The organism is Aeromonas sp. SE22, assembly GCF_038739755.1.
In the GTDB taxonomy this organism is placed as follows: domain Bacteria; phylum Pseudomonadota; class Gammaproteobacteria; order Enterobacterales; family Aeromonadaceae; genus Aeromonas; species Aeromonas jandaei.
The window spans coordinates 121909-133861 of sequence record NZ_JBCGFD010000002.1 but is presented as its reverse complement, the minus strand read 5'-3'; the positions used below and the strand labels follow the sequence as shown (position 1 = coordinate 133861).

General features: G+C 45.0%; 9 protein-coding genes. All 9 read left to right on the top strand.

The features are described 5' to 3' along the window. Window positions 1–142: 142 nt before the first annotated feature. The 9 genes from AAHA39_RS04405 to AAHA39_RS04365 all read left to right on the top strand — a co-directional run bounded on the left by AAHA39_RS04405 (window position 143) and on the right by AAHA39_RS04365 (window position 11722). Window positions 143–2770, top strand: a complete 2628-nt coding sequence (locus AAHA39_RS04405; RefSeq protein ID WP_320657382.1) for an SLBB domain-containing protein — start codon at window positions 143–145, stop codon at window positions 2768–2770. Window positions 2771–2845: 75 nt separating this feature from the next. Continuing rightward, window positions 2846–3805, top strand: a complete 960-nt coding sequence (locus tag AAHA39_RS04400; protein WP_320657383.1) for a Wzz/FepE/Etk N-terminal domain-containing protein — start codon at window positions 2846–2848, stop codon at window positions 3803–3805. Window positions 3806–3932: 127 nt separating this feature from the next. Next, window positions 3933–4193 (top strand): hypothetical protein, encoded by a 261-nt coding sequence (locus tag AAHA39_RS04395; protein ID WP_320657384.1) that lies wholly within the window; start codon window positions 3933–3935, stop codon window positions 4191–4193. Window positions 4194–4228: 35 nt separating this feature from the next. Further along, window positions 4229–4960 (top strand): YjbF family lipoprotein, encoded by a 732-nt coding sequence (locus AAHA39_RS04390; RefSeq protein ID WP_320657385.1) that lies wholly within the window; start codon window positions 4229–4231, stop codon window positions 4958–4960. Next, complete coding sequence (locus AAHA39_RS04385; RefSeq protein WP_320657386.1) at window positions 4957–5718, top strand: capsule biosynthesis GfcC family protein; 762 nt, start codon at window positions 4957–4959, stop codon at window positions 5716–5718. Before AAHA39_RS04390 ends, AAHA39_RS04385 begins: the two co-directional genes overlap by 4 nt. Continuing rightward, complete coding sequence (locus tag AAHA39_RS04380; protein WP_320657387.1) at window positions 5715–7808, top strand: YjbH domain-containing protein; 2094 nt, start codon at window positions 5715–5717, stop codon at window positions 7806–7808. The genes AAHA39_RS04385 and AAHA39_RS04380 overlap by 4 nt, the downstream gene beginning before the upstream one ends. A gap of 58 nt (window positions 7809–7866) precedes the next feature. After that, window positions 7867–8940 carry an LPS O-antigen chain length determinant protein WzzB gene (locus AAHA39_RS04375; protein WP_342689997.1) on the top strand — a complete coding sequence of 358 codons (1074 nt, stop codon included), beginning with the start codon at window positions 7867–7869 and terminating at the stop codon, window positions 8938–8940. Window positions 8941–9053: 113 nt separating this feature from the next. Then, the gene (locus tag AAHA39_RS04370) at window positions 9054–10778 is read left to right on the top strand and encodes a PglL family O-oligosaccharyltransferase (protein WP_320657094.1); all 1725 of its coding nucleotides are present in this window, start codon (window positions 9054–9056) and stop codon (window positions 10776–10778) included. Window positions 10779–11311: 533 nt separating this feature from the next. After that, window positions 11312–11722: an H-NS family histone-like protein gene (locus tag AAHA39_RS04365; protein WP_104015297.1), complete on the top strand. Its 411-nt coding sequence runs from the start codon at window positions 11312–11314 to the stop codon at window positions 11720–11722. The last annotated feature ends 231 nt before the right edge of the window (window positions 11723–11953 follow it).

Here is an 11953-nt window from a genome sequence, read left to right as displayed (position 1 = left end):
GGGCAACTTCATGTTGAATTTTCACCGTTAAAATTGTTTTAATGATACTTTTTTATCATCGAATAACTATCCACTTGGATTGTTATCGGCAATCCATACGCGGACTTTGATTGAATTTTAATATCGGCAGGCATTAAACATAATGAATAAAATGAAAGGACTGTGTTTATCATCCGCAGCTTTGATTGGAACGGTAGTCGCTGCACCACAAATAACACCAGAGATGATGGCGAAATTTAAGCAGTTATCTCCTGCCCAGCAGCAGGCATTGGCTGCACAGTATGGTGTCGATACCTCTCAGCTGGGTGGGGCAGGACAAAAAAGTAGCGTTACTCCGGTTAAGACTGCGCCGGTAGCCGCTCCTCGGGAGGTTGATTATAGCCAAACTTCCCAGCGGCCTTTGGTGGCCGGTGTTGCGCAAGAGGGAACGTTACAGCCTTTTGGTTACAATGTTTTTGCCGGTGAACCTCTAACCGATGCTCCTGTGGTCGATATGCCGGTGGCAGATGATTATGTTATGGGGCCAGGTGATGAAATTCGGGTTCAGCTTTATGGCAAGGAAAATGCGACTTATACCCTCGCAATAGGGCGGGAAGGGTTTATCGATTTCCCCTCGCTGGGGCCAATAGCTGCTTCCGGGCAATCGTTCCAGCAATTGCGTAGTGAGCTTGAGAGCCGAATTAAAGAGCAGAAGATTGGGGTTGAAGCCTTTATCAGCTTCGGAGCTCTACGTACCATGCAAGTATTTGTCATGGGTGATGCTTATCGCCCCGGGGCTTATAATGTTAATGGTATGGCGACTGTGACTCAGGCTCTGCAGGCTGCAGGTGGTATTGATACCGTTGGCTCATTGCGCAAGATCCAGGTCAAGCGTGCTGGTAATAAAGTCATTGATGTTGATCTTTACAAGATGTTGGTTTGGGGGGACACCAGTCAGGATATTCGGTTGCGCTCTGGTGATACGGTCTTTGTCCCAGCCAAGGGCAATGAGGTGAGTATTGATGGTCTTGTCAAACGCCCTGCTATTTACGAGCTGAGTGGCCCAGCTGCTCTGAGTAATGTGTTGGGATTGGCTGGAGGGATGAAAGCCTCGGCATTGAATGAGGTGTCAGTCACTCGTTATGGTGAGAGTGGTATGCGGGTTTTCAACCTGAACTTGTCAAATCAGCATGACCGCCAGTTTGTCGTTCGCGATGGCGATAAAATTAATGTCAAGCCAAGCACCACAGAATACAGTCAGGCTGTTGTAGTGAAAGGCGCAGTAGTCCGAGATGGTGTCTTTAGTTTTGAGCCTGGTATGCGGATTAGTCGTGTGCTGCAGAGCGCTGAACGCGACCTGACTTCGGTGACAGATCTCAACTATGCCTTGGTTGTGCGTGAAATGGATGCTCAACGAAATATTGAGGTGCTGCAATTCAATTTGGGGCGTGCATTGCAAATGCCTGGTGGGGAGGATGATCTCCGCTTACAGCCGCGCGATCAGGTGTTGATTTTTAGTAATGATGCAACAGATAGATTGAAGCAAGTGGCTAATAGTCACCCTTCTTCCGAGGGGCTTGACCAGCTGACCAAGCAACGAATTCAGCAGCAAGCTGACGCTGTAGATAATAGTACTGGTGCCGATGTTAAAGTTAGTGAAATTAGTAAACAGGACAAAATGACTTTGTCGAAGGTGTCCGGTTCAACAGAGACCGAAGCAATGGTCGGTGCTTCTCGTCAAGCTTTGCTATCCCCAGTTCTGGAGCGTTTGAAAGCACAAGCTGCCCAAGGTAAGCCGGTCCAGATTGCCGAGGTGCGTGGCGAGGTAAAATATCCGGGGATTTATCCTTTAACGCGATATAGCCGCACTCATGATTTGATCTTGGCTGCTGGTGGTTTTAATGAAAAGGCAAACATAATTGAGTTATCCCGTGTCAACGAGCGTGGCAATGACATCTCGATTGAAAATCAACGGCTGGATTTGGCTACGGCAAATCGGGTGACCGGTTCGCCATTGGTTCAATCCAAAGATAGCCTGAATGTATTACCGCATCCTCAATGGCGTGAGGAGGCAACTGTTCAAGTCTTTGGCGAAGTCAAATTCCCTGGGACTTATACGGTTCGTCGTGGCGAAAGTTTGCGTGATTTGATTCAGCGGGTCGGTGGTATTACGCCCTATGCCAATCCAAATGGGACAGTATTTGCCCGTGAAGCGCTGCGCAAGCAGGAAGCTGAACGTCTTGAGTTGTTGCGCGATGAATTGAAACAAGAAATTGCAACAATGACGTTGCGTCGGCAATCCAGCATAGCAAACTACAATAGCTCTCCTGCTGAGGCTATGACAGTTGTGAATCAGCTGGAAAATACCAAGGCAATTGGTCGTATGACGATTGATATGCCTGCTATTTTAAGCGGTGAAAAGAATGCCGATGTCATGCTACAAGATGGCGATAAGGTTTACGTACCGGCCTTGCAGAATGTGGTATCAATTCAAGGGATGGTGCAGTTTCCCTCTACTCACATTTATGACGGTGAGTTGAGTATTAAGGATTATCTAAGCCGTGCAGGTGGGACCAAGAAACAAGCGGATACTGATCGTATCTATGTTATAAAAGCAAATGGCAGTGTCATGTTGCCTGGTGATAGCTGGTTTGGTAGTCGGAAAGGGTTGGAACCTGGTGACACTATTATCGTGCCTGTGGATTCTGACTATCTGGATAATCTGAGTATCATGACCTCTGCAACCCAGGTCCTCTATCAACTGGGTGTTGCCTGGAGTGCAGTCAAGTAATATTAACTCCTTTTTGATAACTACTTGGCCAGGTGACGAACCACAATGCCTGGCCTCTTTAACATCCGGTTTTATATGACAAACATAAAAAAACAGCCTTCATTTTCACTGGCTATGCCCTCTGTGGCAGATGATGAGATAGATTTGCGTGAATGGTTCACGGCACTGTGGAAAGGAAAGTTGTGGCTATTTTTGACAACCTTGCTCGGCGCTGTAATATCTATTGTTATTGCCATATCACTTCCTAATGTTTATCGAGCAGAAGCATTACTTGCTCCGTCATCTGAACAACAAGGTGGTGGGCTTGCGGCTATGGCTGCCCAGTTTGGCGGGCTGGCTAATTTAGCGGGTATCAATTTGAAGAGTGATAAGGCCGATAAAACGGCGATTACTGTTGAAATAGGTAAATCACGTCAGTTTTTAAGCCACTTTATCCGAGATCATCAACTGGAGGTGCCATTGATTGCAGCCTCAAGGGCAGACAAAGTAACTGGTGAGCTTATTATTGATGAAGACATTTATGACTTAACCCGCAAAAAGTGGGTCCGCGAAGTGCCGAATGGAAAGTCTGTGGAGCCTACGGATTGGGAGCTGGTCGAGGCATTTCGCAAGCTGGCTAGTGTCAGCCAGGATAACAAGTCCGGGTTGGTAACTGTTGCGGTTGATTTCTACTCCCCACAACTTGCTAAGCAGTGGGTTGACTGGTTAGTGTCAGACCTCAACTCCACCATGAAAACGCGCGATCAGAATGATGCTATCCGTAACATTACCTACCTTAAGTCCCAGCTTGAGAAGACGTCAGTAGCTGATATGCAGAAGGTCTTTTATCAATTGATTGAAGATCAGACCAAAACGCTGATGCTGGCTGAAGTCAACCAGGAGTATGTGTTCAAAACCTTGGACCCTGCGGTTGTGGCTGAAGAGAAATTAAAGCCCAAGCGTGCGCTGATCGTGGTACTTGGTACTTTACTAGGCAGTTTGTTCGGTGTTGGGCTGCTGCTGGGGCGTCACGCTATGCGTCGTAAGGTGGTATAATTGCGGCTTGTATGGTAGCTATACAAAGCGAGAGTTTGACTCAAACGTACCACGTGATAGCTGGTCAAATTCTCAATTTGGGATTATCCTATATGTTCTTAACTCACTCATGATAAGGAATGTTTGCATGAAAAAGTCAGCTATGACTTTGGCCGCTTTGCTGGCTCTGTCAACTAATGCGTTTGCTGCCGAAGAAGTTGCAGCTGCTACTACTACCACCGGTGGTACTGCTGGTGGTGTTGCTGCTACTGGCGCTGCAATTGGCACAACCACTGCAGTTGCCATTGGTGTCGGTGTTGCTGCGTTGACTGCACTGGTTGTTTCTGAAGCCAGCAAAGACAATGCAGGTACTGGTACCAATACCAATACCAATACTGCTACCAAGTAATTGTGTATATTTATTTTTAATAAATAAGGCTACCTTTGGTAGCCTTATTTTTTAGCGTTCTTCTTTTCAAACCGAGCTCTGTTGATATGGTTTTCAATCGTCAATTGATATTTTTAGGATTCTTTTTATTAAGTGGATGCTCGACCACTGGGTCAGATACATTTGCGACACTACGATATGCCGCTTGGGGTAATCCAGATGTTGAGCTGACTGCCGAACAAGTGAACAAGATCCCCTACGCTAGCGCCTATCTGCAAGTAGGTGATAACCCACAAGCATTTGTAGTATTAGCATTTGCTGATCCAGATAACTCACTTACCTGGATTGGAGCAGACAAAAATATTTTTGTGACCAAGTATGGACGTATTATCAAGACGGCTGGTCTGGATAATGATCTCTATAGTATTCGTGAGATTGGAGCAAGTTCTGATCCTTTGCGTCTGATTAAGGTATTTTTAACTAATGAGAAAAGCCAGCAAGTCTACCAGCCTTGGTCGTATCGAGGTGAATGGACTAAAGACTACGTAAGCGGCTATCAGGTACGTGCAAATGTGACTCATCCTCAAGCAGACACGCTTGTGATCCTCGGGAAATCTTATCAAACCCTACTCTTTGAAGAATTGATTGATATTCCATCACTCAATCAACAGTGGTCAAACAAATATTGGGTTGATCAACATAATGGTGAATTGCTCAGAACAGAACAGCAACTGGGACCTGATATGCCAGTTATTAAAATGACTATTTTGAAACCATACTTATCATGAAATTTAAAATTATTTTAGCTTTTTTATTGCCCGCCATCACTGTGTATAGTGCGGAACAGGCTAGTCAGGTAAATGTGGTCTACTCCAATCATTCTGTTGCCACGTTGAAGTTATTATCAGGGGCCAGGCTTGCTGATCTTTTACTATCCTCACAGTTACCCTCTGACACGTACTGGCGCAGTGCCCAGATAAGTCATCCTCAGTCTCACGCTAAAATAATAGCAGATAAAATGAATCTGTTGAGTGACCTGAAGGCGTTGCAAGTACAGTGGATGCGTGATGGTAATATGGGCGCATGGGTACAATCTTCACAGCAACTTCTTATTGAGATTGACCGCCTTAATGTTACAGGGCGATTACCTATAGTAATCGATCCTGTTATCAATCGTGCTCATGAAGATAAAAATCCTCTGTTATCAGGTGATTACACACTGTTCATATCTCCTCGTAGCCAGTTCATCTATTTTACTGGCCTAATTAATGGAGCCTCCAGACAACTTTTACGCGAAGGTGCTGGTTTGGCAGATTACTGGCAGGCATATTCGCTGTTAGCGGGGGCCGATCTGGCTCAAGCCTATCTGATTCAACCAACAGGCGAGGTTTCGCTGGTACCTGTAGCTGTCTGGAATCAATTGCATCGTGAGCCGATGGCAGGTGCAACATTATTTGTCGGTTTTGATACAGACTTGTTACCTGCCAAGTATAAGAATCTAAATCTGCGTATTGCTAATTTGCTTGCCAACCGGATACCTGAATGATGATGCCAAGAGTAACGTTTATTGCGCTTTTCGTAAGTGGTGTTGTGCATGCAACAAGCCCCACGAATGACCCATATGGCCCATCGCAGAGTGACTTTGGTGGTGTGGGACTGATGCAGATGCCGACTGCCAGAATGGCAAAAGAGGGGGAGTTTAGCGCCAATTATTTTGATGACGATCAATATCGTCGTTGGTCTATTTCTGCCCAACCCTTTGATTGGTTTGAAGCTACCCTGCGTTATACGGATGTGAGAACACAACTCTATAGTCAAAGCGAAGATTTTAGTGGTGATCAAACATATAAAGATAAAGGGATGGACTTCAAATTCAGACTGATGAAGGAGTCTAAATGGACCCCCAACGTTGCTTTAGGCTTCAGAGATTTGATGGGTACCGGGTTGTTTGATAGTGAATTTGTCGTTGCGAGTAAGCGTTATGGGCCTTTCGATTTCACTCTTGGCATGGGGTGGGGTAATATGGCCGAAAGTGGCAATATCAATAACCCATTCTGTGAGATTAAAAATAGCTGGTGTCAGCGGAACCAAGGTGTTTCAGGCAGTGGCGGAAAATTTGAATGGAATAGCCTCTTCCATGGGACAACAGCTCTATTTGGTGGCGTTGAATATCAAACACCATGGCATCCTTTGCGATTGAAACTGGAGTATGATGGTAACGATTATAGCCGAGAGTTTGCTGCGAGTTATGGTCCATTAAAGCAAACATCGCCATGGAATGTTGGTGCTGTTTATCGTGTATTTGACAATATAGATACGCATCTGAGTTGGCAGCGAGGGAATACCTTGATGTGGGGGATTACTATGCGAACCAATTTCAATGAACTTAAACCCGCACATATTGATGACTCTCGCCAAAAGTATCAGGCTGTAAATGTGCCTGATACGGTGGCACATGTAGACTGGAAGCAATTTTCCAGTGACCTGAATAGCAATGCAGGTTGGCAAGATACTGTTATATATCAAGATGATGCTGCGGTAACGATTATTGCCGAGCAGGTTAAATACAGAAATAGAGCCGAATCTACACTCCGAACCGGTTTGCTGGCGGCAAATTATTTACCCGAATCGGTACTTAAGGTCCATGTTCTCGATAGCAAGGATGATTTCAAGCTACAAGAAACAACGATCGACCTGCCATCGGTGCGAGCCGCTAATGTGACCCAGACTTTAGGGCAGGAGCATGAAGCGCAGTTCTATACTAGCGCTATCAGTAAAGACTATGAGAGTAGCAAGAAAGTATTTCAAGAGGAAAAGGATAGAATATCCTACTCAATTGACCCTGACTTGAATCAATCCTTTGGGGGGCCTGAGTCTTTTTATATGTATCAGTTCGGAATAAATGGTAATGCCAGTTGGCACTTGTCTGAACAGATATCATTGGATAGCACTATTTTCCTTAATGTTGTTAATAATTACGATAAGTTTAATTATAAAACTCCGCCTGCTGATGGTGAGGCATTACCACGAGTCAGAACATGGATCCGTGAGTATGTAGATTCATCAAATGTTTTATTAAACAACTTGCAGTTGACTAATATACAACAGTTATCTACAGACTGGTATGGCCAAGTGTATGGTGGTTATCTTGAGATGATGTATGCAGGTGTGGGAGGAGAAGCATTATATCGTCCTTATGGAAAGTCATGGGCGGTTGGTATTGATACCAACTGGGTAAAACAGAGGGACTGGTATAACACCCTCAAGATGGCAGATTACGATGTGGTTACTGGGCACCTGACTGGTTACTTACAATTGCCCTATTTTGACAACATCACGGCCAAAATTGCTGTAGGGAGATATCTGGCTGGTGATAAGGGGGTGACGTTTGATTTTTCAAAACGGTTTGACTCAGGGGTTATGCTTGGTGCTTATGCCACACTGACAGACGTATCTTCTGAAGAGTATGGTGAAGGTAGTTTCACCAAAGGCATTTATGTCACAATTCCCTTCGATCTGATGCTGATTCACCCGACAACAACTAAAGGTTCTATCGGTTGGGTTCCGCTCACTCGTGATGGTGGACAGATGTTGTCACGCAAGACCGCACTTTATAGTCTGACCTCATTGGAATGAGGTGTTTTATAGTATAATGAGGTTTTTTTTGGAAAGTTATTTTATAATCGGTGATTGAATGATATCAAAAAATGTCTTGCCAAACGCTTTTTCTTCAGCAGAAGATGAAATAGATCTTCGCGATATTATTTCTATTTTATGGCGCGATAAATTATTGATACTGTTACTTTCTTTTATATTTTTAAGTGTTTCTTCTATTTATGCCTTTCTTGCTCGTCAAGTGTGGACAAGTCAAGCCTTGATCAGCGAACCATCAATTAAACAGGTGGAGGCTTTGGCGCTGGGGGTTGCACAGATCAAAGGTAGTATGCCTCTCAAGGCTGCTGAACAGATCGATTTTTCGACCTTGGAACGTCCTGAAATATATAAAAGCTTTATTGCAGCATTTAATAGCATGAGCAATAAAAAAGCATTCCTTATAAATGAAGGTGTTTTTGCTGAAGAAGTTAAACGAGCTGAGATCAAGGATAGTCGCAGTGAGCGTGCATTAATGAATGAGCTCAGCAAAGATATAGTAGCGATACCTTTCGATAAAACTAGCCCTGATTTTACCTTGAGATTTTCTGCTGAAAGTGCTGAATTGGCGAATCAGCGCTTATTAAGGTATATGGATTTTATTCAGGAGCAGCAGATTGCAGAAAAAAATGAAGAGCTTAATAGTATTTTGAATGGTCGTATAAAAGCGCTGTCAGTTCAGTATGAAAATATAAAATCTGATGCTCTTAAAACTCTCCAAGATGAAATTCTAAAGACCAAATACAGTCTACAAATTAGTCAGGCGGCAGGAGTGGATAGGCCTTTGGAACGTATTGGCTTAGAATCAATATTTAACATTGATTTAGGCAGTAAGGGCCTGGCAGAAAAACTGCGAATTCTAAATGGAATAAAAGTTCCTGAGATATTAAATCCTGAGCTGGCTAACGTTCGTCAGCAGCTAAATAGCTTGAAAGCATTAAATTTGGCGCATTCGAAGTTCACATCATTTCATGTCATCGACTCACCAGAGGAGCCCTTTACCAGAGACAAGCCGAAACGGCCACTGATTGTTGTTTTGGGCACCTTACTTGGCTGTATGTTGGGTATAGTGATTGTTCTTGTTCGTCACGCCTTTAGTCGGCCAGAAGATTCATAATATTTGTGGTTTAGCAGAGGGGGCTGTTAGCCCTCTTTCTTTTATCTATATCTTCGTTGCCATTTCAATGTTAGGTTGGCTTAAGGAGTTGGGTTGTGACGTTAAAGCGAACCATGATGACTTTAAGCGTGCTTTATTGGCTATTGGGCATGCACTTTTTTATGCACAACCCTGGTGGTGCAGGGCTTTATCTTCCCTTTAACGCATGGGGATGGGTGTTTGCCTCGTTGGCTATTGGGCTGGGATTGTGGCAGGTGACGTTACGCCAGCGTCTGGTATTTTCTTCATTACAGGCTGGGTTATGGGTAGGGGCTTTCTTACTGCTGCTCCCTATGCTTTATCCAGGATTTTCACTCAAGGATTATGCCATCCCCAGATTACTGGGGCTTTTTGCTGGTCTGCTGTTTTTGTTTAGTCTATATCAATGGGGCTTTAATCGGCCGAAGCGTGAGCGCTTGCTCTATCTCATTCTGATGGCGATCGCGATGGAGGCTGTGCTCGGCCTGGTGCAGTTCTATCTGTTGACGCCGGGGAACTGGATTGGTTATGACACCAAGGCCAATCGTCCTTACGGGATCTTTCAACAGCCAAACGTGATGGCAACGTTTATGGCGACCGGTATTGCCCTTGCCATCTGGCTGGAATTGCGTAAAGAGGGTGGTCGCTTGCTGATGGCTCTGCGTTATGGCGTCATTCTATCTGCGGCACTGTTGCTGGTTGTTTTGCAATCCCGGGTGGGGCAAATGGGTGGCCTGTTAGCCCTGTTTTTATTGCTACCGCAACTCCATCGTCACCAATTGCTCTGGCGTGTATTGGCTCTGGTTATGTTAGCGGTAGTGATTGGCTTGCTATCACAATACTGGATGGCAGGAGCAAAGCGTGGCCTAGAGATTTATCAATCTGGAGGTATGCGATCCATTTATTGGCCCTACGCAATAAAGCTGATATTGCAGGCACCCTGGACTGGATGGGGATATGGCAGTTTTGAGTCTGTATTCCTGCATCACTATATGGCGGATAAAGCACTGAATCCTGGCATGGTTCAGATCGAATACAACCTGGATCATCCACATAATGAATTTCTCTACTGGGCTGTTGAAGGTGGCATTGCCCCTATGCTCGGAATGGTGATCATGGGAGGTGCACTATTGTGGCGGCTAAGCAGGACAAGATTGAGACATGGGATGGCGTTGTTGGCGCTGGTTACACCTGTCTTGTTGCACACCCAGACTGAATATCCTTTCTATCATGCTATCGCATTGTGGTGGCTGCTTCTGACGTTTATTTACATTATTGATGCAGAGATTGAAGAGGGCAACCTTGCCTATGATGGGCGTACCACATGGTGGGAATTTGAGTGTCGCCCCTGGTTGTTATTGCGTTTTATGGCAATTGCGATTCCTCTGGTCGTGGTTCCTTTTATGCTGACAGCGATCCATACCGCCTTGGTAGTTACCAAATATGAGCGAGGTGGCTATAAGGAGCCGACCTTGCTACTGGATATAGTCAATCCAATGGCATGGTTGACCAGAGTTGAGTTCGATGTGAACTCGGTTCGTCTTATGGTGGGTTTGCAGACCCATAACAAAGGTGAACTTGAAGCTTATCTTGATTGGGGCAAAGAGTTTGTTCGCCATACGCCAAGAGCCAATATATACGCCAATATGGTCATAGCTCTTAATGCACTGGGGCGGATTGAGGAGGCCAATGCACTGCGCCGTGAGGCATTGGTGCTATACCCAACCGAGCCTTTATTGACAGGCTCTGTAGCCACCTCAGTGATCAATAGCGTTGATCAGCGAGCCAATACTGCAGCAAAGGAAGCCAAGGGGCAGTAATCTCACGGGAAAGCCAGTTCTTATAGTGCTGCTTTTCCTATTGGTTACTACCTTTGCAGCTGTAGAAATCCAGAACCAGCTATCGGGAACTCATAACATTATGATTTATATGGATAAGATAATTGTTTGATAGCAATTTCTTCGAGGGCTTAATTGGGGAAGGGGTATATCATTAACCACTGAGTTTGCAGACCTACCCTCCTGATTTGATATAGTGGATTGTGTTGCGCTGTGTTTTTTACTGAGATATTTCTCATAACAATCTAGCATAGACTTGGTGGTGCAGAGTGGGTTCATTGGCGCCATGTGGTAATTATGAGTCTATCTTTGTCGTTTATTTAGCCTTTTTCAGAATGGCAGCTTGGCATAGCATGTTTCATCTATATCTGTGTTCTCTTTTGCGAACACAGACAACCACCACTGACTTAACTGCGAATAAAAAGCTTGAAGTAAATAAAAACTGTATGTTGTCGTGAATTGTCCATGCTATTCTAAAACTGTTATCTCTGTGACCGATTTTTTGTGAGGAAATAATGAACGAGTTTCTGAAGGTTCTGCTGAACATTCGTAGTCTGCGTGCGGCTATTCGTGAGCTGCCGTTTGAACAATTGCTGGAAGCGAAAGAGAAGTTTGATCTGGTTTATCAAGAGCGCGCTGATTCTGTTGAGCAGGAACGTGCTGAACAGGAAGAGCGTCAGCGCAAGCTGAGCGAATTCACCGAAATGCTGCAGCAGGCTGGTATTGATCCTCGTGAGCTGCTGGCTAGTGCCGCTGCTCCGGCTGCTGCGACTGGTGCTGCCAAGAGCAAGCGTGCTCCGCGTCCGGCTAAATACAAGTACGAAGAAGATGGTCAGGAAAAAACCTGGACCGGTCAAGGCCGTATGCCGAAAGCCATTGCTGCTCAGGTAGCGTTGGGCAAAGACCTGAACGATTTCCTGATCTGATTTTGTCAGTTTGGATATCCGATAATGCCGCCTCTGTGCGGCATTATTTTTGCCTGCTGCATATTCTCACTGGATTATTCAATCCGCTCACCACTATTTTTCGTCCCTCTTTGTAAACTGGTTCTCCGTAAACCTTATCTCTAGCATTTTATGAGCCGCGATAAATGCAGGTAGTGCGCGGCTCGATCCCGACAAGGGTTGTTTACCTTGTATGTATTTGCTTCAAAATGA

What these genes read in the sequence shown, in the direction of transcription:
- AAHA39_RS04405 (WP_320657382.1), top strand. Translation starts at nt 143, where the DNA reads ATGAATAAAATGAAAGGACTGTGTTTATCATCCGCAGCTTTGATTGGA.
- AAHA39_RS04400 (WP_320657383.1), top strand. Translation starts at nt 2,846, where the DNA reads ATGACAAACATAAAAAAACAGCCTTCATTTTCACTGGCTATGCCCTCT.
- AAHA39_RS04395 (WP_320657384.1), top strand. Translation starts at nt 3,933, where the DNA reads ATGAAAAAGTCAGCTATGACTTTGGCCGCTTTGCTGGCTCTGTCAACT.
- AAHA39_RS04385 (WP_320657386.1), top strand. Translation starts at nt 4,957, where the DNA reads ATGAAATTTAAAATTATTTTAGCTTTTTTATTGCCCGCCATCACTGTG.
- AAHA39_RS04380 (WP_320657387.1), top strand. Translation starts at nt 5,715, where the DNA reads ATGATGATGCCAAGAGTAACGTTTATTGCGCTTTTCGTAAGTGGTGTT.
- AAHA39_RS04375 (WP_342689997.1), top strand. Translation starts at nt 7,867, where the DNA reads ATGATATCAAAAAATGTCTTGCCAAACGCTTTTTCTTCAGCAGAAGAT.
- AAHA39_RS04370 (WP_320657094.1), top strand. Translation starts at nt 9,054, where the DNA reads ATGATGACTTTAAGCGTGCTTTATTGGCTATTGGGCATGCACTTTTTT.
- AAHA39_RS04365 (WP_104015297.1), top strand. Translation starts at nt 11,312, where the DNA reads ATGAACGAGTTTCTGAAGGTTCTGCTGAACATTCGTAGTCTGCGTGCG.